The sequence below is a fragment of the Budvicia diplopodorum genome, from assembly GCF_009800925.1.
Taxonomy (GTDB): Bacteria; Pseudomonadota; Gammaproteobacteria; order Enterobacterales; family Enterobacteriaceae; genus Budvicia; species Budvicia diplopodorum.
This window is the reverse complement of record NZ_WOYF01000002.1, coordinates 263,920-286,820: the sequence shown is the minus strand read 5'-3', so window position 1 is coordinate 286,820 and position 22,901 is coordinate 263,920. Positions and strand designations below refer to the sequence as shown.

Genomic DNA, 22,901 nt, shown 5'->3' with positions numbered 1-22,901 from the left:
CAGGGTGCTAATAAGTCTGGGAGAATATCCGTTTTATACCCGATGTTAACTCATCGATCGCTGTGTTTTAGGCAAATACTCTAGATAGGGGTTCCGCAGTACACCAGCGTTCCTTGTAGTCGGCAGACGGGCGCCCAAAGCTGAAACGTACCTCTTTATTACGCGCGGTGCCATAATCAATGGCATCACGAACGTTTATCCAAGCGATAATTGTGCCGACTGACAGGTGTTTTAACTCCATATTCATCCCTGCATTCACATAATCTAAATATATTCTCTGATGGTCTTCTGATTTTGTAATCCATTGCATCGCGCAGGGTTCTCCGTGCATTTCAAGAACGGAGCCAAATAGTAGATCGGGGATCTCACTAAGCAGATTTCGGGCACCCTCTGTTCCTGCTCCTGTGCCACGGCGTTGGAAGTATAGTTTTTCATAAATTGGTAAGAGTGAATTAATATCATATTCCGATATTTTTCTAATACTTCCTCCACTGTCGATGAATTTTCGTAATTCTCTATTGCGAGAATTACGAGTCTTACTACTAACATTGTTTACAATACTTATTTCTCTGTTAGCATCAAGGAAGTGGCTTGAATTCATAATGTTACGACTATTAATTGCTGATAGGTATTTTGTTTTAAACGGTAATATACGTATTGAATCTTTTTTTATTGGCGGCATTACTTCATCAAAATTAAGAAGATAATTTCCTAAATTATGCTTTTTTGCTATTTTCTGCTCTCCGGAAATATAGCCATTTTCCCAAGAACAAATAGCTCCAATTAATTCGCCATTATCATTTTTTTTGGTAAAAAAGTTCTCATTAAGATCGTGATGTTTATGAAAGAACTCCAAAATTCTTGGTTCGCTCGATAAGTTCCCACCAAATTTCGCATATGCTTGTTTATATTCATGAAACGAGCACTCTTTCCACCCAAAAAGTTTTTGTAATTTCATTGCTCACCAGATTTACACATTATAAAAGTAGCATTCTCATGAAAAGAGATAGCGTTCAAAAAGTTTACCACAGTCAATATGGATCATAATCGAATTACTAAGCCAACTCCGCCTCTGTACTGGTTTTTAATACCATTGTTCCGTAGCGGATGTTCGACGGGTTTGTTAGCATAGCGCAGCTTAACGGTAAATCATCATTAAAAGCAGCGTTAACTATTAACTAGCTTATCATTTATATTATCAATTATGGGAACAGACAGCGAATTCATGATCACATCACGGCGCGACTGGCAATTACAGCAGATGGGCATCAGGCAATATCAACTGAGGCGCCCGGCAGCGCTCCACGGTGAAGTGGCAATCGTTCTGTCCGATAACGTTCGGGTTGTGCTCTTGGCCCAAACGCCCCCTGCGTTTACTTCGCTTTTGTTGCAGGATATTTTACGCGCGATGTCTCTGAGCCAGGAGCAGGTTTATTGCTTAACGCCGGAGCAGGCGATGATGATACCGGAAAACGCTCACTGTGCTTTTTGGCTTATGGGGTTAGATGAACCGCCTGAACTTCCTGCCTTTGTCGCCAGTTTACCTACTTTAACCAGCCCGTCTCTTACCGAGCTGGCTGATAACGCCAGCGCTAAACGTGCACTATGGCAGCAGATTTGTCACGATGAATATAATTTCTTCCCTCACGCAGAGTGATTTAGCGCAGGCATACCGGATCGAACTCGCCAGCCACGCTTTTCCATGGACAGAAAAAACGCTTAGCGGTAATCAGGGCGATCGCTACCTCAATCTGAAGCTGTGCGTTGATGGTCAAATAGCGGCCTTCGCCATTACTCAAGTGGTTTTAGATGAAGCTACGCTGTTTAATATAGCGGTACATCCTGACTACCAGCGTCGTGGCCTCGGGCGTGAACTGCTACAGCATTTGATCGACGAGTTGCTTCAACGAGGCGTAATGACGCTATGGCTTGAGGTCAGGGCGTCTAATCAGGGGGCGATAGCACTGTATCAATCTTTTGATTTTAACGAAGCGACGGTCAGAAGGGGCTATTACCCGAGTGCTAACGGCAGGGAAGACGCCGTTGTTATGGCGCTAGCGCTCTGATAAACAACGACAATAATGTTAAAGGGCGCGAGTTATTTAATCATACTCGCGCCTTTTTATTGACTATTTGACCAGCAGATCGTTTTCTACCGAGTGCACGCCAACCACGGTCTTCGCTGCGTCAACGGCTTCTTTTGCTTCATCTTGCGATCTGACAAAGCCGCTTAACTGCACTTTACCTTTGAAGGTTGTTACGGTGATTTGCGTTGATTGAATGCTTTTTTGCCCTAACAGCGCAGCCTTAACTTTGGTGGTGATTACTGAATCATCAATATAGCCGCCGGTGCCTTCGGTTTTTGCCGTAGGTGAGCAGCCAGCTACCGCCATCGTCATGACAATAGCGCCAAATAGAGCGGTGAGTGCCTTTGCAATCTTCATCTTTAGTGCTCCTTATAGGAATGAGAAATAACTCACTTGTTTAAATATTATCCACGGCCGCTTGATGCATTATTTAGTGGCATGGTGATACTCAAATTACCTTTTTAATATAGTAATTAAATATATCGATTGCGAATTATTCGATTTTTGTATTTGGCTATCTGCTTGCCGATATTAGGATATTTGCCGCAACATAAGGCCGTTTGCCTATCCTTTCGTTGTCCATGCGTGTAAAATTCCCGCCAATTAATGTTTATTCCGTTTTGTACACCCCGTGTGCCTTCAGAGAACAGTAGATGAAAGATACCTCAAGAGCCGCTGAAATCGCGTGCCGACGCACTTTTGCCATAATTTCCCACCCGGATGCCGGTAAAACCACGATTACTGAAAAAGTATTATTATTCGGCAACGCCATTCAAACGGCGGGTACGGTGAAGGGGCGCGGCTCCAATCAGCACGCTAAGTCCGACTGGATGGAGATGGAAAAGCAGCGCGGTATTTCCATTACCACCTCCGTAATGCAGTTTCCCTACAAATCTTGCTTGGTGAACCTGCTGGATACCCCGGGGCACGAAGACTTCTCTGAAGATACTTACCGCACGCTGACCGCCGTTGACTGCTGTTTAATGGTGATTGATGCGGCGAAAGGTGTAGAAGATCGCACGCGAAAACTGATGGAAGTTACCCGCCTGCGCGATACGCCAATTCTGACGTTTATGAACAAACTGGACCGTGAAATTCGCGATCCCATGGAAGTGATGGACGAAGTGGAACGCGAGCTGAAGATTATGTGCTCGCCCATTACCTGGCCGATTGGCTGCGGTAAGTCGTTCAAAGGGGTTTATCACCTGTATAAAGATGAAATCTATCTTTATCAGTCCGGTAAAGGCCATACCATTCAGGAAGTCCGCGTGGTTAAAGGGTTAGATAACCCTGATTTAGACGCGGCGGTGGGTGAAGACTTAGCGGCTCAGCTGCGCGATGAGCTAGAGCTGGTGAAAGGCGCTTCCCATGAGTTTGACCACGAGACCTTTTTGGCCGGTGAATTAACTCCGGTGTTCTTTGGTACAGCATTAGGTAATTTCGGCGTAGACCATATGTTAGACGGTCTGGTTGACTGGGCTCCGGCTCCGATGCCTCGCGATACTAACGTGCGTGAAGTGGTTGCGGCAGAAGAGAAGTTTTCCGGCTTCGTATTTAAGATTCAGGCCAATATGGACCCGAAACACCGCGATCGCGTAGCCTTCTTGCGCGTAGTGTCAGGCACCTATGAGAAAGGCATGAAACTGCGTCAGGTGCGGCTTGGCAAAGACGTGGTTATCTCCGATGCCTTAACGTTTATGGCCGGCGACCGTTCACACGTTGAAGAAGCGTTTCCGGGCGATATTATCGGGTTGCACAACCACGGCACGATCCAAATTGGTGATACCTTCACGCAGGGTGAAGATATGAAGTTCACCGGCATTCCTAACTTTGCGCCTGAGCTGTTCCGCCGTATTCGCCTGCGCGATCCGCTCAAGCAAAAGCAGCTGTTAAAAGGTCTGGTTCAGCTGTCTGAAGAGGGGGCGGTTCAGGTTTTCCGTCCGCTGGCTAATAACGATTTAATCGTGGGTGCGGTGGGCATTCTGCAGTTTGACGTGGTGGTTGCTCGTTTGAAGAGTGAATATAACGTTGAAGCCATTTATGAGTCAGTTAACGTTTCCACTGCCCGCTGGATCGAATGTGGTGATGCGAAAAAGCTGGAAGAGTTTAAGCGTAAGAACGAGCTGAACGTGGCATTAGACGGCGGTGATAACCTCAGCTATATCGCGCCAACCATGGTCAACCTTAACTTAACTCAGGAACGCTACCCTGAGGTTATTTTCCGTAAGACCCGCGAACATTAATGTTAAATCCGGGCCCGGCTACCGCCCGGGTTTTGTAAGCGAATGAAACAAAGCCTGTCATGATATGACAGGCTTTTTTGTTTTATTGCCACAATATCAAGACGGTTACCGCTTTCTGCCAATATGGCTTTACGCTGGCCGCCAAGAAAAATGTGATCTATACAACATTCTGTTCACGACTGGCCTATATTTAAAGTGCTGTCATTTGTACTTACTGGCCATTCCAATAGCCTATTTATCGGGGTGTTGCCAATAAGCGACATGCAAACGTTATGAATCTTAATTGGTTAAAAATTATTGTTATTTAAATGTTATGGATATATTGAGATTTGTCGTCGTATGGTGACATTCTTTCAGACTATAAATGGAAATAATTTCTAATATATTGATTCTATAATGTTATTTTTTGTTGGCCCGATAATTGCTTTGTCTAACTCGTTAGACAATTAGCTTAAGCACCGGGTTGATTGTTTTGGCCGGGTAGCGCATAGGCTATATGCCTTAGGCTATCCGCTCTTACCGTTTAATTTTAAAGGTAATCATCCATGAAAAATGTACCCTTCTCACGTTCTATTATCGCTGCCGTATTAAGTACCGTTGTTATGAGCGGTGTTGCATTTGCCGAAGAGACAGTAGCAACTAAGGCTGAAAACGCCGTTGATAAAGTCGGTAATTCTATCGATAACTCAATGAAGAAAGTTGATAACTATATGGATGACAGTTCAATCACCGCTAAAGTAAAAAGCGCATTACTGAACGAAAAGAGCATCCGTAGTACCGATATCAAAGTTAAAACTACCGGCGGTGTGGTAACGCTCAGCGGCTTTGTTAGCAGCAAAGAGCAGTCTTCTCAGGCTGATGGCGTCGCTAAACTGGTTGAAGGCGTTCAATCAGTGAAAAATGAGCTTAAAGTTCAGAAAGGCAAAAATGACACCGTGGGTGAGTATGTTGGCGATTCTGCAATTACCAGCGAAGTGAAAGCGAAAATGCTGGCCGATAAGGCAGTTCCGTCACGTCATATTACGGTTCAAACCAGCAATGGTGTGGTTAAGTTAAGCGGTACCGTTGAGAAAGAAGTTCAGTCTGAACAGGCCGAGAAAATTGCCAAACTGGTTGATGGTGTTAAAAGCGTTGAAAACGATTTGGTTGTAAAAGCAGCAAAATAGTCGATGTATCGGTAAAGCAGGCGACTGCTTTACCGAATGTCTGAACCGGAGGTTATTATGATGAATAGTGACATTATTGTCGGCAGACTGAAGCAGTGGAAAGGCTCTTTCCGTTTATGGTGGGCAGAGATAGCAGACAGTGACGGCGAATATTTTGCCGGAAACAGCGATTGGCTATCCGGGATCCTACAAGAAGATTACGGAAAGGAGCAAGAAAGGGTATCCTCTGAGTCAAGGATTGAACATTAAGGATTTTACGTTTGGGAAACAGAGTGCCCGTTACGCCGGTTAGTATTGAACCGTTGGCCTACCCGCCTTATTGGCCGGGGAAAATAGCTCTGGTTTATTTTCCGGCCAAACGGGAGAGTCGGCTGGATATGATTAACGCCTCCTTTAATATCAGAACCCGCTCGACCGGATGGGCCAGTAATCAGAGGTTGTATGGGCCCGGTTTTTATTGATACCCACTGTCATTTCGATTTTCCTCCTTTTGTTCACCATGAGCAGAGTAGCCTTGCGTTGGCGGCAAAGGCCGGCGTAGCGCGTATTATTGTGCCTGCGGTCAGCGCTGATAGGTTTAACGATATTCTTCGCCTGAGCCAGCAGTTTCCGATGATCTACGGGGCTTTTGGGCTGCATCCTTTGTATATCGCGCGGCATAATCAAGATTCGTTAGCGGCATTAGAGGCCTTGCTGAAGGGCAACTCGCAGGGGCTGGTTGCCGTGGGCGAGATCGGGTTGGATGAGTATATGGACGATCCTCAGCCTGAACGACAGCAGTGGATTTTATCTGAGCAGCTAAAGCTGGCTAACCGCTATGACCTACCGGTGATTCTCCATTCTCGCCGCACTCACGACCGGCTGGCTAAAATGCTTCGTCAGGCTAAGCAGGCCCGGGCCGGTGTGGTACACGGCTTTTCCGGCAGTTTGGAACAGGCTCTGGCTTTTATCCGGCTGGGGTATCGAATCGGGGTGGGGGGGGTAATTACCTATCAAAGGGCGCATAAAACCCGAAAGGTTATGGCGGAGTTGCCGCTGGATTCATTAATATTGGAAACCGACGCGCCCGACATGCCGCTGTCGGAGTTTCAGGGGCAGCCTAATCGACCGGAACGCATCCGACTGGTGTTTGAGCAGCTGTGTTTATTACGTTCAGAGCCTTCGCAACAGATCGCTGACCAGCTTTATGCCAACAGTATGGCGTTATTCTGGCCAGCCTGATTCGATATTATCGGTAGGGTTTCTTTTTATGCGGCTGTTTCTTCTTGGCCGTTTTAATCGGTTCTGGCCGTTGGGCGGCATCAATAATATTCTTGAGTTTGCCGTTGTTTGCGGTGGGTCGATGGGCCAGCAGCGTATAAGCCACTATCAGGCCGATTACCGTAGCCAGCAATAGCATCAGCCGGAGCATATTAACGGTATGTTTAACCTGTTGGGATTCAGCCTTTGACGGTTGGGTGTTGGCCGTCAGGCGAATAAAGCCGACGGGCCCCTCTTTACTCTTGATCGTTTCCACTATTTGTTGCCGTTCGGCAGTAGCTAAGCGCTCCCTGAGGCTGGATTGATCGCCTTCCTGCGCAATCAGCGTTCCGTCAACTTTGTACACCGATGCATCAAGTATCCGACTATGCTGCGTCAGGTGTTGTAGAATAGCCTTGATTTGCTGTTCATCAGCGGCGTCAATGGTTCCGTCCAGCAGCGGAGCCAGGGTGAATGCTATCTGTTCTGCTAACGATCGGGTTAATTCTTGTGACCGTTTAGCTTGTGCTGCCTGATTGTTTAAGCTGAAATAGGCTACGCCCTGCATCAGAACGATTAATAAAGTCAGGCAAAACAAAATAATAGCTACCCGATGCAGATTGCGCCTAAACTTGAGCCGTTTGATCATGCCACTACCTTAATGTACGAAGACGTTTTATGTTGCCAGAACTCTATCCGTTAGGATAGCTTGAGACGCTGTTTTGTCGCTGAATCAAATTTTTACTGGATTTTTCCCGTTTCTAAGGAGTTGTAGTAATGCCGATTAGCCTGACCTATAGCGATTTGCCCGCCGAAATTGATTGCTGGCCCGGACTTCCGCTATCGTTAAGCGGCGATGAAGTGATGCCGCTTGATTACTGGGCCGGACATACCGGATGGCTACTGTACGGCAGAGGTTTAGATAAGCAACGACTGGCCGGTTTCCAGCGTCGTTTGTGCGATCCGTTAGTGGTGGTTTCTGCCTGGAGCGTGGATGATTATCAGGTGATCCGCCTTGCTGGCATACTGTCGGCGAAGGCCAAGAAAATTGCCGATGAATATCAGTTGGATGTCGCTCAGATGAGCAATTTGCCGTCATTGCGTTCACCCGGCCTGTTGGTGATGGATATGGATTCAACCGCCATTGAAATCGAATGTATTGATGAAATTGCTAAGCTGGCTGGCGTCGGCGAACAGGTGGCTGAAGTTACCGAGCGGGCTATGCGCGGTGAGCTGGATTTTGCAGCGAGCCTGCGCCAACGGGTGGCTACGTTAAAAGGTGCCGACGCGGCAATTTTAGATCAGGTTAGAGATAATCTCCCGTTGATGCCGGGTTTAACCTCGTTGGTGAGCGGGCTGCATGAGCTCGGTTGGCATGTCGCTATTGCTTCCGGCGGATTCACCTATTATGCCGATTACCTGCGTGAGAAGCTGAGCCTGATTTCAGCCGCGGCTAACCAGCTTGGGGTTAAACAAGGGAAGCTGACCGGTAAGGTCGTTGGTCCTATCGTTGATGCCAAGTTTAAAGCCCATACCCTGCAGGAACTGGCGGAGTCTCTGGATATTCCCATAGGGCAAACCGTGGCTATTGGCGACGGGGCCAATGATTTAAAAATGATTAAGGTTGCCGGGCTGGGGATTGCTTATCATGCTAAGCCGAAAGTGTATTCGAAGGCCAAAGTTGGGATTAGGCATGCGGATCTGTTGGGTGTGATGTGTATTCTGTCGGCGAGTTTGAATAATGAGGGGCGGTAGGGGGAAGGGCGGTTCTTGGTCGTATTTTAACTAGAGCTGCGTATATTTCGTCCGTCAAAAGTAGTGCGTCTGTCTCGGCTTTATGCGTACACGGCCGAGCAGGATGCGGGCGCGCACCCTGCACCCGCGCTTTCGCACGGGAACTCAGGTCGCCTAGGCGACTTCCCTCCACAAAAAATTTGCCTTAACGCACCGGCAGAGAGCCGGAGTACTCGTCTCATCCCTGAGACTCGCCCTTTCAGGGTCAGCACTGAAGTGCTGTTCAAAATTGTTCCTACAATTTTGTCAGACGTCGCTCTGCCTTTCGCAGCATCCATGCTGCTCATGCTAGCAAATTGTTTATGTCGACTGAGTTCAAGTGCTCGTTGGAAGGTCAACGGCATGAAGGGCAAAGGCATGAAGAGCAAAGACAAAGAGAATTGTGCTATCAGGCTTTTTCCATTTTTATTATTAACTAAATAGATAGATCCAGAGGTAATCCATGGCTAAGCCCGTGAAGCGAGCGTTTGTATGTAATGAGTGTGGGGCTGACTATCCGCGCTGGCAGGGGCAGTGCAGTGCCTGTAATGCCTGGAATAGCATTACTGAGATTCGCCTCGCTGCGGCTTCATCGGCCAGAACCGATCGTTTTACCGGCTATGCGGGTGACGGTGGCATCAGTAAGGTGCAGAAGCTGTCGGAAATTAGTCTGGAAGAGCTGCCGCGGTTCTCTACCGGATTTCTTGAGTTTGATCGGGTGCTGGGCGGTGGGGTGGTGCCGGGCAGTGCCATTCTGATTGGCGGTAGCCCGGGAGCCGGTAAGAGTACGTTATTGCTGCAAACCATATGCAGGCTGGCCGGGCAGATGAAAACGCTGTACGTCACCGGTGAGGAGTCTCTACAGCAGGTAGCAATGCGCGCGCACCGTCTTGGTTTACCAACGGAAAACGTGCAGATGCTGTCAGAAACCAGCATTGAGCAGATTTGCCTGATCGCCGAACAGGAGCAGCCAAGGCTGATGGTGATCGACTCTATTCAAGTGATGCATATGGCCGACATCCAGTCGTCTCCGGGTAGCGTGGCGCAGGTGCGTGAAACGGCCGCCTATCTGACCCGCTTCGCTAAAACCAAAGGCGTGGCGATTATTATGGTCGGCCACGTGACCAAAGACGGTTCTCTGGCCGGTCCCAAAGTTCTCGAACACTGCATTGACTGTTCGGTGATGCTGGATGGCGACTCTGACACCCGCTTCCGGACCCTGCGTAGCCATAAAAACCGTTTCGGTGCGGTGAATGAGCTGGGAGTCTTTGCCATGACTGAGCAAGGGCTGAGAGAGATCAGCAACCCGTCGGCAATTTTTTTAAGCCGGGGCGATGAAGTGACTTCCGGCAGCTCTGTGATGGTAGTGTGGGAAGGTTCTCGCCCGCTGTTGGTTGAGATTCAGGCGTTGGTGGACCACTCGATGTTGTCTAATCCTCGCCGCGTGGCCGTTGGCTTAGAGCAGAACCGTTTAGCTATCTTGCTGGCGGTGCTGCATCGCCACGGCGGTTTACAGATGGCCGACCAAGACGTGTTTGTTAACGTGGTTGGCGGCGTAAAGGTAACCGAAACCAGCGCTGATTTGGCGCTGTTGCTCTCTTTGGTATCCAGCCTGCGCGATCGGCCGTTGCCTGAAGATTTAGTGGTGTTTGGTGAAGTGGGGCTAGCCGGTGAAATTCGCCCGGTACCCAGCGGTCAGGAACGGATTTCAGAAGCTTCAAAGCATGGCTTTAAGCGGGCAATTGTGCCGTTTGCCAACGTACCCAAAAAGCAAACGCCGGGAATGGAAGTCTTTGGCGTGAAGAAACTGTCAGACGCGCTGTCAGTACTGGACGATCTCTAAAACGCGCCATAGGGCAGGGTATCGGAAATAATTTCCCGATACCCTGACTAGCTCGCTTAGTCGACCAGCGGACTTAACGATTGCAGCAGAGGGTCAAGATACTGATTCACTTTCTGATAAACCTCGTGGTTAAGGGAACTATAGAAGCGATGGTTTTCCATATTTGGCGCGAAGCTGTCGCCCATCCTGACTAATTTCTTAGCCGCCTGTTGGTAGCTATCAAAGGCTCCGATCGCCATTCCTGCATTAATCGCACAGCCGATGGCGGCTGAACCGTTCATCAGATTACGGCTGGTCGGAATGCCGAATACGTCAGCGAAGATTTGCATAAACAGGTCGCTGTTGGCACCGCCGCCGGAAATAATCAGGCTTTTGAACGGAACCTTGAGTTCGGCCGCCATTTTATCCATATGATTCTTCATGGTGAAGGCAATACCTTCTAGCACTGAGCGATACATATGTGCGCGGGTATGTCGCCCGTCGAAACCAATCATCGCGCCTTTACGGAATTCTGCTTCTGACGGCGGTGCCCAGTCGTGTACGGTAAATAGCCCTTCACACCCGGCAGGAACCTTTGAACCTTCGAGGTTCAACAGCTCTTCAATGCTATGTCCTTTATTTGCGGCTTCGGCCAGCGCGGCTGCGCCAAACTGATCGCGAAACCAGCTAATCGTCCACATCCCACGGCGTACACCCATGCATTCGTACAGATAACGGCCGGGAATGGATGCCTGAAATGGCCAGAAGTTTTGCGCATCTTTAACGTTGGCATGACCATGAACCATGGCACCAATATAGGTACCCAACGAGATCAGGGCTACCCCTTCATCCAGCGATCCGGCTCCCAGCGCTTCTACCGCTTTGTCATGAGCGGTTGCGACGACGGGGATCCCGGCAGGAAGCCCCAGCTGCTGCGCTGCCAGCTCGGTGAGATGGCCCAGAATCTCGCCCGGCTTAACCACGTCGAGTACGCTGTCGCGGGTCAGATTACAGCTTTTCCACGCCTCAGGATCGGTACTCCAGTCCTGCGCATCGTTATCCATTGGCCACCAGCCAATGTAGTTGGCGCAGGTATCTTTAAACTCACCGGTCAGACGATGGGTTATATACCCCGAGGTGGTGGTGATGTAGCGCACACCCTTATAGGCGTCGATATACTCATAGGGCTTATTCAGGCGTTTATCCATCCAGTTAATCACAGGATAGGCCAGCTCGCCGTTCTCTTTTAGCAGCACCCGGCAGCAGCGGATAATACAAACGCCCATCGCCAGAATCTCGTGGCTCTGCCCGCCCCGTTTTTTAAATCCGGCCATTGCCTGAGTAAAAGCAATTTTCAGCGAATCCCACAGGTCATCATCGGGGTGTTCGGCTAACAGCGGTGCCGGAATGTCCATTTTGCGCAATGCCTGCTTTCCTTCACAGATAACATTGCCGTTTAAATCAAAAATCACCACTTTTGCGCTTTGGGTACCGACATCCACGCCCATCAAATACTTGTTACTCATTTTATCGCTCCGTTATAAATTTAATGATTATGCGATGTTAATAGTCTGGTTATTCCTCTGCCTGCAACGGTATTCTGGCGGAAGCGGTACTGCCCGAGCGCTTGATGTTGTTAAACAGCAGGAAGGTAAAGACAATCACCAGACCGGTGGCGAACAGACCCATTAGCCACATATTGCGGTAGGCTTCAGCCGGTGGCAGCGAGTCCTGCCAGTGGCCGATGATCGGGTAGACGAACACGTCAGGCAGAAAGCCGATAACTGAGCAGATTCCAACGGTAGTACCCATGATGTATTGAGGCGTGCGGGCTTCACCAATACAGGCGAAGTACAGGCCTCGTGAGGCATAGCAGGCGAATGCTAACAGTAAGATTAGCCCGATACCGACTACCACGGAGCCTGGATTCTGGTTGGTTATCAACAACGCCACCAGCGTAATTACGCTGATGATGGCCAGAAGCTGAATAACCCGGGTGGGTGATTTTAAACGGCCGTAGGTGGTAATCAGGCCACCTACCGGGCCGCACATGGCGCGGAAAATTTTGTTAATGACAATTCCCATATAGCTGGCTGCCACAAGGCTCATCCCGTACATTTCGGTCAGATAGTTAGTGGAGTAGCTGAGGATGGCGTAGATGGTATACACGCCAAAAATAATCATGCTGCAATACCAGGTGGTGCTGATTTTTAGCACTGACAAAATGTCAGACATGGCAAATGCGGGCATATTTTTCTGGCTTTCGGCGCTTTCGTTATGGGCGGTGAATCCGTCACTGACAAAGAACCAGCACAGTATGCCCAGTAAAATGTACACGCCGCTGTAGATCAAAATAACCGTTTTCAGGCTGTTAGGGTCGTCGGGTAAAAACAGTGAGAAAACCCACATGGTGAACACCGCCAGCAGCATCACGCCAACGCCGCGCAGGCCTTCCATCCAGCCCATGATTTTCCCTTGCTCCTCATGGTTGCCGAGTAACGATGCGGCTTTGATGGATACCGACCACAGCAGCAAAATGGTGGTAATCGCGAAGGCGACCTGTATCAGAATCATCACCCAGAACGGCGGATAAACTGCCATTAATAGCCCGAGTAGGCCGGTGGCGATCATGGCGAACGTCATCATCTTTCGGTGTGAAAACTTGTCGGCAATGACGCCGCTTGGGGCATATAGCACAATGGCAGTAATACCGAAGGTACTCATGATCAGCCCAATTTCGGTATTAGAAAACCCCATAAACTTAGCCATTGGAATTTGGTAAATGTATCGTAGGTAGGCCAGATCAAAGCTGACACCACCGCTGATACTGATGATTGCCAGAGTTAACCAACGGCGAAAATTATCTTTTTGCATGGCGTTATCCCAGTTGTAGTTCGTTGATTTTGGGCAAAAAAAAAGAGAAAAGTAAGCTTCCCGCACCGGGCGGAAAGTTACTTTTCTCGTCATCTCTAGTAACTGTGCTAATTAATAACATGCCGGTGTTGATACATTCCGTGAGAGTTGTCACAAATCCCACCATGATAAAACAAGGTTTGGCTATTTAGTTGATAATTAAAATAATATTAAGTTTTTTGGCTGAGTGCATTGTTCGTATGGGCGATGTTTAGTTTGCCAAATCGTATTCTGTGAGTGGTATCACGGAAAAGTCTTCGCCAGATATGTTACTTCTTTAAATAGTTACTAGAGACTATGAGAAAAGTAACTTTCCGCCCGGTGCGGGAAGCTTACTTTTCTCTTTTTTTTTGGATTTTTATCAGGACGTTAAGGGGTTACATCATGTCATTAAGCGCTTTAGATGGGTTTTCTCTGGATTTTTTCTCCCTTAAGGGCAAAACGGCGATCGTTACCGGTGGTAATAGCGGGCTGGGGCAAGCCTTTGCCGTTGCGCTGGCAAAAGCCGGTGCCAATCTGTTTATTCCAAGCTTCATTATGGATAAAGGCGAAACCCGCCAATTAATTGAGAAGCAGGGCGTTAAAGTCGAGTTTATGCAGGTTGATATTACCGAAAAAGGGGCACCGGGTAAGGTGATTGCCCAGTGTCTGGAAACGTTCGGTAGCGTTGATATTCTGGTGAACAATGCCGGTATCTGTAAGCTAAATAAAGTGCTGGATTTTGGCCGTGCAGACTGGGACCCAATGATTGATATCAACCTGACTGCCGCTTTTGAACTCAGCTATGAAGCCGCCAAAGTGATGATTCCCCAACGCCACGGCAAAATTGTGAATATCTGCTCCCTGTTCTCTTACTTGGGCGGGCAATGGTCTCCGGCCTACTCGGCCACTAAGCATGCGCTGGCCGGATTTACCAAAGCGTACTGTGACGAACTGGGCCAGTACAACATTCAGGTTAACGGCATTGCCCCGGGCTATTACGCCACTGAAATTACCACTGAAACTCGTAAAAATCCGGAAACCAATAAGCGCGTACTTGACCATATTCCGGCCAACCGTTGGGGTGAAACTCAAGACCTGATGGGCGCAATGGTCTATTTAGCCAGCCGAGCTTCGGACTATGTAAACGGTCATCTGCTGGTGGTTGACGGTGGGTACTTGGTTCGTTAAGCCGATTTAGTTTTTATCTATAGCCATGGCTTAGGCCATTTAAACGTACTGAAGCAGGAAGGATTTAACATGTCGCTGACAAGAGAAGCAATCGTTGAGAAGCTAAAAGAGATTGTAGGCCCGGAACGAGTTATTACTGATAAGAAGGTGCTGCAGAAAAACAGCGTCGATCGGTTTAGGAAATATGCCGATATTCACGGTGTTTTCACCCTACCGTTACCGGCTGCGGTGGTCAAATTGGCCGATACTCAGCAGGTTTCTGACGTTCTGGCATTTCTGAATAAGCATAAGATCAACTGTGTGCCACGTACCGGCGCTTCTGCGACCGAAGGCGGTCTGGAAACTGTGGTCGAAAACTCAGTGGTTCTGGACGGTTCTGGTCTGAATAAAGTTGTCAAAATTGATATCCAAAACATGCAGGCGACCGCACAGTGCGGCGTGGCGCTGGAAGTGTTAGAGAATAAGCTGCGGGCTCAGGGTTATACCACCGGACATTCGCCTCAGTCTAAGCCTCTGGCTCAGATGGGCGGGCTGGTGGCCACCCGTAGCATTGGCCAGTTTTCTACCCTGTATGGGGCAATTGAAGACATGGTTGTCGGGCTGGAAACGGTATTCCCTGATGGAACCATTACGCGGATTAAAAACGTTCCACGGCGCGCTGCCGGTCCGGATATCCGTCATGTGATTATTGGGAATGAAGGTGCGTTGTGCTATATCACTGAGGTTACGGTAAAGATCTTTAAATATATGCCTGAGAATAACCTGTTCTACGGCTATATTCTGGATAACATGAAGACCGGCTTTGAGATCCTGCGAGAAGTGATGGTGGATGGATATCGCCCGTCAATTGCCCGCCTGTACGATGCCGAAGATGGCACCCAACACTTTACCCATTTTGCCGAAGGTAAATGTGTGCTGATCTTTATGGCTGAAGGCTCTAAAGGCATTGCCAAAGCGACCGGCGAAGGGATTGAAGCGATTGTTAAACGTTATCCTGAATGCAAAAAGGTTGACAGCAGGCTGATTGAAGCCTGGTTTAATCATTTAAACTGGGGGCCGGAAAAGGTTGCCGCCGAGCGTGAGCAGATCGTGAAAACCAATAATATGGGATTCACCACCGAAGTTTCCGGTGACTGGAGCTGTATTAATGCCATTTATGAAAACGTTATTCAGCGCATTCGCCATGAATTCCCTCACGCCGACGACATTACTATGCTGGGTGGGCACTCGTCCCACAGCTATATCAACGGCACCAATATGTACTTCGTCTATGACTACAACGTCGTGGGCTGCAAGCCTGAAGAGGAAATTGATAAGTACCATAACCCGCTGAATAAGATCATCGTTGAAGAGACCATTAAGCTTGGCGGTTCAATGGTTCATCATCACGGTATTGGTAAACATCGGGTGCATTGGACTAAAAGTGAACACGGTTCGGCCTATTACATTCTGAAAGCATTAAAAGATGTATATGACCCGAATGGCATCATGAATACCGGTACGATTTACCCGATTGAGAAGTAACTTCTGGTCAGCCCCGCATCCTGCCCTTTGCGGTAGGGCGGGGCTTCATTATTATGATGGTAGGTTGACCACTGCTGCAAAAAGGGGATCATAATGTCATTATTACAACGCCCTAAGCCAGTACGCATGGACGACATCCCGCTAAACCGCTTTCATATTAAGATTGCTGGCCTGACGTTTGGTGCCCACCTGACGGACGGCTACGTATTGGGTGTGATTGGTTTTGCGTTAACGCAGATTAAGCCGCAAATGGCTCTTTCGTCTTTTTGGGTCGGAATGATAGGAAGTTCTGCACTTTTCGGCCTGTTTCTAGGCAGTCTGGTATTAGGCTGGATTTCTGACCATATTGGCCGTCAGAAGATTTTTACCTTCAGCTTTGTAATTATCACGCTGGCCTCATTGCTACAGTTTTTTGTCGCGTCGCCCGAGCAACTGTTCTGGCTACGGGTATTGGTCGGTATTGGCCTTGGCGGCGATTATTCCGTTGGTCATACCATGCTGGCTGAGTTTTCTCCGCGCAAACATCGCGGTTTGCTATTGGGCTCTTTCAGCGTTATCTGGACCTTTGGCTATGTATCGGCCAGCTTTATGGGGCACCTGTTCTCTGATGCCGGGCCCGATACCTGGCGCTGGCTGTTGGCTTCCGCGTCGGTACCTGCACTGTGCATCATGATACTGCGTTGGGGCACGCCTGAGTCACCGCGCTGGTTAATGCGCAAAGGGCGAATTGACGAAGCCCATGAAGTGGTAAAACGCTGCTTCGGGGCTAACGTTATGCTAACCGATGAAATCCCGGTCGATACCTCTCGCCACATACTGACGCTATTCTCATCTCGCTATTGGCGCAGGACGGCGTTTAATAGCCTGTTTTTTGTCTGTTTGGTCATTCCATATTTTGCGATTTATACCTACTTACCCGCCATGCTGAGCGCCATGGGCTTACAGGAAGATTTCACCACCGACCTGTTGCTGAATGCGCTATTAATGGTCGGCGCGGTGATGGGGATCGGCATCACCCAGCTGTGTTCCCGGCGCGGATTTTTAATTACCGCTTTCTTTATTCTGGCCGTGAGCCTGGCCGCGTTGGCCGTGATGCCCGTAGGGCAAACCGGCATCATGCTATTGCTGTTCGCCATTTTTACGCTAACCATTTCTGCCGTCAGTAATCTGGTTGGCGTGTTTCCGGCAGAAAGCTTCCCGACCGATATTCGCTCCCTTGGCGTTGGGTTTGCGACCTCCATGAGTCGTTTAGGTTCAGCGATTAGTACCGGGCTATTACCGCTATCGATTCTCTCTTTAGGACTCCAAACCACCATGCTGATACTGGTTGCCGTGCTGTTGGTTGGCGCATTGGTTTCTATTTTGTGGGCACCGGAAACCAAAGGGTTAACGCTGGTGGGCGCCTCGACGGTCAAACGTACGTCGGTTCAGGGGGCCAAATAGATGATGAAGATGTTATTGGCATTTAGAGCCTCTGCCGATCTGTCGATGATGGCTGAGAAGGACTGGCGGGTTGACGACCAGCAGCAAATTGACGTTAGCTTTATTCAGACCATGCTGAACTGCTTTGACGAAAGCGCGGCAGAGCTGATGTTGATGATAAAACAGAATTCAGCTTGGGGCGAGGGAGAGCTGGCGCTCAGCGCGCTGAGCGTGGGCGATAGTAAAAGTCATTACTATCTGAAGCAGCTTTACGCGTTGAGTTTCGATCGCGCAGCGCGGGTTGATCTACCGCCTCAGGCCGATTTTCGTTTTAATCCACGGGCCGTATCTGAAATCATTGCTGCTTATCACCATCGGGTCGAAGAGCAGTCTTTGATCGTGATGGGCATGCAGAGCGGTGACGGTTTTGACGTGCAGACTGCCATGCAGTTAGCGGAACTGTTGCAGTGGCCTTGCATTACTCAGGTTAGCCATTTTGACGCTCAGCCTGAATCTCAGCGGGTAGTCTTAATTCGCCAGACCGAGGAACGGTCTCAGCGGCTTATCATTACGGCTCCGGCCGTTTTGGCGATCGGTAATTCGCCTCAGGCCAGCGCGTTGCGGGTGCCGACTCTTAAACAAAAACTGTCGGCGGGAAAGAAAGCTATCGCTGATTATTCGCTGGGTGAGTTGGGTTTAAGCCTGCCACAGTTACAGCAGCGTAGTGATAAGCAGGTGTTGCAGTTAACCCGCCAGCAAAATCGCCGGGCTGGAGTGGTGCTTAGCGGCACTCTTAGCAGCACTACCATGCAGGAAACGATGCAGGAAACGGTCAGTCGCCTTTATCAGGGGTATTTGAAAGGGAGGATAGGCCGATGAAAATGGCAATGGTGCTGGATGCCGATTCCCCGTCGTGGCTTCGGCAAGCGCAAGAGATGAATTTTTGTTTGTCACACAGTCAGGCCGACTGGGATGAAAGCGTGCTGTGGCTGTTGTTTCGGGAAAATAAGCCGGTGGAATTACCGGTTTTTAACCATGCTGTTTCGCAGGTATTTTGGTTAAAGATCCCCGACATCCTGCTAACAGAAAGCGTGCTTCCCGCGTTGATTCAGGCCCATCAGCGTTACCCTGCTGAGCTTTTACTGTTTAGCGCCAATGCGTTTGCGGCAGAATTAGCTACCCGAACGGCGATGCGATTAGGCGGGGTCAGCTGTTTAGACGTTTACCAATTGCAAATACAGGATGGTCAGTGTCAGGTTCAGCAACCCTGTTATGCCAATAACATGTTGGCCAGCCTATCTTTAACGGCTAAGCCGTGGTGTATTGCCGTTGCCCGACAGGGGCGCGGTGAAGCGGCTAGCGCAATTTATGATGTTCCTCATAGTGAGGTAAAAAGCGAAGTAAAAAGTGAAATAGCGCAGCCCGACTGGCTGATAGAACAGCACAATTTGCCGGTTGAAGCCTCGTCGGCCTTGAGTAAGGCTAACCGTATACTGGTCATCGGGCAGGGTGCTGGCAGTCAGGAGAACGTTCAGAAACTGCACCAGATAGCAACGGCGTTGGGCGCTGAATTGGCCGCCAGTCGCCCGGTAGTCATGAACGCCTGGTGCCCGATGAATCGCCTGATTGGGATGTCCGGTGAATCAATTGCGCCGGAAGTGTGTATCGCTGCTGGGGTGTCGGGCGCGCCGGCTTTTGCGGTTGGTATCAGGCAAAGTCAGCTGGTGGTGGCGATTAATACCGATCCCGACGCGGCCATTTTTGCTCAGGCTGATGTTGGAATAGTCGGGGATATGAATCAGGTCTTGGATGCGCTGGTGAAGTGCTTAGAGCAGAAGATATCGTAGTGATTCAGACTGCTGACAGCCGCCGTCCTTCGGCCGCTAGATAATGGTGATATCCCGGCACTGTTTTTGCGGACGAAACTGACGAAATAACTAAGTTAAGCGATTTCGTCAGTAGTCTTATTGCTTCTTAACTTAAAATTGAAGTTCCCACACGCCGGTGTTGGTGGTGGAAATCGCCATTGCGCCTGCGTTAATCGCACTCATGGCATCTTCATGATCGCATACTAAGCCACCGGCAATAATCGGCAGGTTAATCTGTTGGGCAACCCACCCGAGCACTTTTGGCATGCATCCCGGCAGGATCTCAATACAGTCTGGGTTCGACTGGGCCACTTGCTTATCAATATTATGAAAAGAGATAGAATCAATCAGAAACAGGCGGTGAATACCGTAAAAACCCTGAGCCCGGGCCGCTTTGATCATTGACGCTTTGGTACTGATAATTCCGTCGGCGGCGGTAACGATTTTCAAAAAGTCGATAACGATCTCTTTATTGGAGGTGCCATCCAGCAGATCAACGTGGATAAAGGCGTATTTGTCGGCCTTTTTTATCCGCTGGACGATAGCGCCGATATTGCAAATGTTGCCGTACAGGATCGAAATAATTTTACAGTCTGACTGTAGTGCCCGATCGAGGCTTTTCGTATCTTTAACCGCGGCAATAACCGGGTGTAGCTTCAGGATTGTTGATATGGGCAATGGATGCTCTCTGTATTGTTTCAGTTTCCTGTCTTAGCGCCGGTTAGGTTGATTTTCCATTTTTATACTGAACCTTATGCAGCAAACTGAACGTCATTGGGGCTGAATGTAGCCAGCCTACCATGAACTATTTTTTAGCGCTCAGAGGTCTCTCACATAACCAAAATTAGCCGAAGCGTAGAACGATGCCATAGCCTGACGATGGATATTGCCAGCGAGCCAGTACCTTCTCATCGCACAATAACCGGCAAGTTCCACATTCGAGGCAACCGTGAAGGTCAAAACTCAGGCTTCCGTCCGAATTTTGTTGGTAAAGTCCTGCGGGGCAGGCGGCAACCAACGTGCTTAACTGACGGCGATCCGGATGGTCAGCCAGCACAATATGAGGCTGATGCGGGTTTATCCGGTAATGGTTTTTGCTTAATTTTTCTTCCGGACTCATAGGCTACGGGCTCCTCGTATACCATCTTTAATCAGCTTGAACAGCCCGGCGCGGCGAACGTTGTTCCATATGATTTTCCGCAGCGGTTTAGCCGACGTGCCGTTGACGCGATATAGCTGTTGTAGGATGTCGGCGGCAAGCTGCGGGTAGCGTTCAAACAGGGCGGGCGTTTGCAGCAGCGTTTCGGGTAAAGAGCGATATTGTTGTAACACAGACCACAGCGAACCGCTTTCTAAATGCGCTCGATAATGTGCCAGAGATTGGGCGGTGAAGCTATTGGTTTGGCTGGCATCAATAAGCGCCTGTGCGGCGGCTTTTGCCGATAACACCGCCAAATCCATACCGCGCACCGTGTGCCCGGCATTAACGCAAAGCCCTGCGGCATCTCCGATAATGACATAGCCAGCCCCAGAAAGCGGCGGCACGCAGTTGATACCTCCTTCTGGGATCAGATGGGCGCTGTATTCAAGCAGTTCGGTTTTTCTTATCAGCGGCCGTACCGCCGGATGCTGTTTGAAGTTTTCCAACATGGCGGCCAGATTCTGGTTGGCATCGCTTAGAGCGGATAGATTACAGACCACCCCCAGCGACAGGGTGTCGCGGTTGGTATAGACAAAGCCGCCGCCGACTTTTCCTGCGCTGGCATTACCGGCGAATAGCCATGCCGTACCTTCATTTTCCTCAAGGGCGAAGCGTTCTTCAATTACGTCCGAGTCGAGGGTTAGTACCTCTTTAACGCCAACGGCCATGGTCTTCGGCTGAGGTTTCGACACCAGATTATGGCGTTCTGCCAGCAGAGTATTTGCCCCTTCTGACAGCACTACGGCCCGTGCATAAATTTCGTCGTCCCCGGCTTTAACCCCACAGATAACGCCCTGTTTTTCGATAAGGCTATCAACCTGTACGCCAGTCAGGCATTGAGCTCCGGCGGCTTCGGCCTGAGCCATTAACCATGGATCGAAACGCGATCTCAGAACGCTATAGGACGTTGAGCCTTCAGAAAAGATAGGATGGTGATAATCCAGCGTAACCGCGCTATCGGCAGTGAGTAGGGAGAACTTTTCGTGGGTGATTTGTCGTTCTAAGGGAGCCTGATTAGCGAAGCCCGGAATAATCTCGTCTAGGCTATAGGTATATAACCGGCCTCCGGAGACGTTTTTTCCTCCGGCATGAGAAGCCCGCTCTAACAACAGTACCTTAACGCCAGCCCGTGCCAGTAGTAAGGCGCAGGTACAGCCGGCAATTCCGCCGCCGACTACGATAACGTCAAACTTATCTTCATCCATTGGATCGATCCCGCTGCGGTTAGCATGACCAAAAGTATAGCATTCGGTGAGGGTAATTTATTGATTAAATCGGGAATTTCCCCAATTAGAGAGCGAGGTAGGTCTGGTTAATTTTCTCCGGTATTGAGTTGGTTTCAATACCGGAGCGGTTTACATGTTTAGCTTAAAAGGCAACGGCAATTTTACCGGTCATATGACCTTCCAGCTGCATTTTATGCGCCTCAGTAATGCTTTCAACGCTGAGCCCATGCAGGGTTTTGCTTAGCGTACCTTTTAGCTCACCTTTATCCAGCATTTCGGCGATTTGCTGAAGAATATGGCCTTGTTCTGCCATATCCGGCGTTTGGTACATACTGCGGGTGAACATCAGCTCCCAGTGGAAGGCGACGCCTTTAGTTCTGATCAGCGGTTGAGCTAATGGCTGCTTGTTCTCTACAATCGAGCAGATATGACCAAACGGAGCAATAACTTCGCTCATAGCCTCCCAGTGGCCGTCGGTATCGTTCAGGCAAAAGATATAATCCACCTGTTTAATATTGTGCTTAAGCAGATTATCTTTAAGGTTGCGGTAGTCCACGGTTAGGTCTGCGCCACGGTCTAAGCACCATTTTTGTGACTCAGGGCGTGAGGCGGTTGCTACGATGCGCACTTTACTGCGCAATGCGGCTAGAGGTATGGCCAGCGATCCTACGCCACCGGCACCGCCGATAATTAACAGGGTTTTGTCACTGCCCGCGTCCTGAATTTTTAAGTGCTCAAACAGGCCTTCCCATGCGGTTAATGCCGTTAGCGGAATGGCTGCGGACTCTGCCCAGCCTAGTGATTTTGGCTTACGGGAAACGATTCTTGAATCAATGAGCTGGTGGGTTGCATTGCTGCCCGCTCGGGTAATATCTCCGGCGTACCACACTTCGTCACCGACGGAGAATTCGGCAACTTTTGAACCAGTGGCAATAACAACGCCGCTGGCATCCCAGCCTAAAATCCTCGGTTCCTGGAGCCCATTCTGTTTTAAACCGGCGTGAACTTTGGTATCTACCGGGTTCATCGCAATCGCTTTTACTTCGACTAGCAAATCAAAGTCGCCGGGGGCCTGCTGTGGAAGGTCAATCTTAATCAGCTGTTGTGGGTTTTTCGGGTCAACGGCAATGGCATAACGGGCCATAAATAGGTTCCTTACGGGAGGATAATTGCAGCCAGTCTAGTCGCTGTCGTAAAGACTGATAAGATAGTATTATGCAAACAAACTGTTTATATAGAATGAACAA

At 49.3% G+C, this 22,901-nt stretch carries 22 protein-coding genes; 13 read left to right on the top strand and 9 right to left on the bottom strand.

What is annotated here, in order from left to right; genetic code table 11:
- Positions 1–67: 67 nt before the first annotated feature.
- Complete coding sequence (locus GVI43_RS03690; protein WP_159565393.1) at positions 68–958, bottom strand: GNAT family N-acetyltransferase; 891 nt, start codon at positions 956–958, stop codon at positions 68–70.
- Positions 959–1,228: 270 nt separating this feature from the next.
- On the opposite strand from GVI43_RS03690, the gene GVI43_RS03685 reads away from it, so the two are divergent.
- Both GVI43_RS03685 and rimI read left to right on the top strand, forming a co-directional pair.
- Positions 1,229–1,657: a DNA polymerase III subunit psi gene (locus GVI43_RS03685; RefSeq protein WP_159565469.1), complete on the top strand. Its 429-nt coding sequence runs from the start codon at positions 1,229–1,231 to the stop codon at positions 1,655–1,657.
- The gene (gene rimI / locus GVI43_RS03680) at positions 1,626–2,066 is read left to right on the top strand and encodes a ribosomal protein S18-alanine N-acetyltransferase (protein ID WP_159565392.1); all 441 of its coding nucleotides are present in this window, start codon (positions 1,626–1,628) and stop codon (positions 2,064–2,066) included. The genes GVI43_RS03685 and rimI overlap by 32 nt, the downstream gene beginning before the upstream one ends.
- Before the next feature lie 63 nt (positions 2,067–2,129).
- On the opposite strand, the gene GVI43_RS03675 is transcribed toward rimI, so the two are convergent.
- On the bottom strand, positions 2,130–2,444 hold the full coding sequence (locus GVI43_RS03675; RefSeq protein ID WP_159565391.1) for a BON domain-containing protein: 315 nt from the start codon (positions 2,442–2,444) through the stop codon (positions 2,130–2,132).
- Between the two features lie 296 nt (positions 2,445–2,740).
- On the opposite strand from GVI43_RS03675, the gene prfC reads away from it, so the two are divergent.
- The 4 genes from prfC (at position 2,741) to GVI43_RS03655 (ending at position 6,717) form a co-directional block, all read left to right on the top strand.
- Positions 2,741–4,330 carry a peptide chain release factor 3 gene (gene prfC, locus GVI43_RS03670; RefSeq protein WP_159565390.1) on the top strand — a complete coding sequence of 530 codons (1,590 nt, stop codon included), beginning with the start codon at positions 2,741–2,743 and terminating at the stop codon, positions 4,328–4,330.
- A gap of 545 nt (positions 4,331–4,875) precedes the next feature.
- Positions 4,876–5,496, top strand: coding sequence for a molecular chaperone OsmY (gene osmY, locus GVI43_RS03665; RefSeq protein WP_159565389.1), 621 nt, complete (start codon positions 4,876–4,878; stop codon positions 5,494–5,496).
- A gap of 60 nt (positions 5,497–5,556) precedes the next feature.
- Entirely contained in the window at positions 5,557–5,745 is a 189-nt protein-coding gene (locus GVI43_RS03660; RefSeq protein ID WP_159565468.1) for a CsbD family protein, read from the top strand.
- A gap of 192 nt (positions 5,746–5,937) precedes the next feature.
- On the top strand, positions 5,938–6,717 hold the full coding sequence (locus tag GVI43_RS03655) for a TatD family hydrolase (RefSeq protein WP_159565388.1): 780 nt from the start codon (positions 5,938–5,940) through the stop codon (positions 6,715–6,717).
- Between the two features lie 7 nt (positions 6,718–6,724).
- Here the strand turns inward: GVI43_RS03655 and GVI43_RS03650 are convergent, their stop codons facing one another.
- A complete protein-coding gene (locus tag GVI43_RS03650) occupies positions 6,725–7,384 on the bottom strand; it encodes an AhpA/YtjB family protein (protein ID WP_159565387.1) in 660 nt (219 codons plus the stop codon).
- A gap of 128 nt (positions 7,385–7,512) precedes the next feature.
- Here GVI43_RS03650 and serB point away from each other — a divergent pair, with 128 nt between their 5' ends.
- Together serB and radA are read left to right on the top strand one after the other, a co-directional pair.
- Positions 7,513–8,490, top strand: coding sequence for a phosphoserine phosphatase (serB, locus tag GVI43_RS03645; protein WP_159565386.1), 978 nt, complete (start codon positions 7,513–7,515; stop codon positions 8,488–8,490).
- A gap of 481 nt (positions 8,491–8,971) precedes the next feature.
- Positions 8,972–10,351, top strand: a complete 1,380-nt coding sequence (radA, locus tag GVI43_RS03640; RefSeq protein WP_159565385.1) for a DNA repair protein RadA — start codon at positions 8,972–8,974, stop codon at positions 10,349–10,351.
- Positions 10,352–10,407: 56 nt separating this feature from the next.
- Here the strand turns inward: radA and GVI43_RS03635 are convergent, their stop codons facing one another.
- Positions 10,408–11,856: an FGGY-family carbohydrate kinase gene (locus GVI43_RS03635; RefSeq protein WP_159565384.1), complete on the bottom strand. Its 1,449-nt coding sequence runs from the start codon at positions 11,854–11,856 to the stop codon at positions 10,408–10,410.
- Between the two features lie 49 nt (positions 11,857–11,905).
- Entirely contained in the window at positions 11,906–13,204 is a 1,299-nt protein-coding gene (locus GVI43_RS03630; RefSeq protein WP_159565383.1) for an MFS transporter, read from the bottom strand.
- 423 nt (positions 13,205–13,627) lie between these two features.
- Between GVI43_RS03630 and GVI43_RS03625 the strand changes: the two genes are divergently transcribed.
- From GVI43_RS03625 to GVI43_RS03605, 5 genes are all read left to right on the top strand, one after another.
- Positions 13,628–14,413 carry an SDR family oxidoreductase gene (locus tag GVI43_RS03625; RefSeq protein ID WP_159565382.1) on the top strand — a complete coding sequence of 262 codons (786 nt, stop codon included), beginning with the start codon at positions 13,628–13,630 and terminating at the stop codon, positions 14,411–14,413.
- A gap of 69 nt (positions 14,414–14,482) precedes the next feature.
- Positions 14,483–15,937: an FAD-binding oxidoreductase gene (locus GVI43_RS03620; RefSeq protein ID WP_159565381.1), complete on the top strand. Its 1,455-nt coding sequence runs from the start codon at positions 14,483–14,485 to the stop codon at positions 15,935–15,937.
- Between the two features lie 93 nt (positions 15,938–16,030).
- The gene (locus GVI43_RS03615) at positions 16,031–17,380 is read left to right on the top strand and encodes an MFS transporter (protein WP_159565380.1); all 1,350 of its coding nucleotides are present in this window, start codon (positions 16,031–16,033) and stop codon (positions 17,378–17,380) included.
- Entirely contained in the window at positions 17,381–18,238 is an 858-nt protein-coding gene (locus GVI43_RS03610; protein WP_159565379.1) for an electron transfer flavoprotein subunit beta/FixA family protein, read from the top strand.
- A complete protein-coding gene (locus GVI43_RS03605; RefSeq protein ID WP_159565378.1) occupies positions 18,235–19,206 on the top strand; it encodes an electron transfer flavoprotein subunit alpha/FixB family protein in 972 nt (323 codons plus the stop codon). The genes GVI43_RS03610 and GVI43_RS03605 overlap by 4 nt, the downstream gene beginning before the upstream one ends.
- Positions 19,207–19,338: 132 nt before the next feature.
- Here the strand turns inward: GVI43_RS03605 and GVI43_RS03600 are convergent, their stop codons facing one another.
- From GVI43_RS03600 to GVI43_RS03585, 4 genes are all read right to left on the bottom strand, one after another.
- The gene (locus tag GVI43_RS03600) at positions 19,339–19,905 is read right to left on the bottom strand and encodes a glycerol-3-phosphate responsive antiterminator (RefSeq protein ID WP_159565377.1); all 567 of its coding nucleotides are present in this window, start codon (positions 19,903–19,905) and stop codon (positions 19,339–19,341) included.
- Positions 19,906–20,071: 166 nt separating this feature from the next.
- Positions 20,072–20,347 (bottom strand): ferredoxin family protein, encoded by a 276-nt coding sequence (locus tag GVI43_RS03595; protein ID WP_159565376.1) that lies wholly within the window; start codon positions 20,345–20,347, stop codon positions 20,072–20,074.
- The gene (locus GVI43_RS03590; protein ID WP_159565375.1) at positions 20,344–21,633 is read right to left on the bottom strand and encodes an FAD-dependent oxidoreductase; all 1,290 of its coding nucleotides are present in this window, start codon (positions 21,631–21,633) and stop codon (positions 20,344–20,346) included. The genes GVI43_RS03595 and GVI43_RS03590 overlap by 4 nt, the downstream gene beginning before the upstream one ends.
- Before the next feature lie 163 nt (positions 21,634–21,796).
- Entirely contained in the window at positions 21,797–22,798 is a 1,002-nt protein-coding gene (locus GVI43_RS03585; protein WP_159565374.1) for a zinc-binding alcohol dehydrogenase family protein, read from the bottom strand.
- Positions 22,799–22,901: the final 103 nt, after the last annotated feature.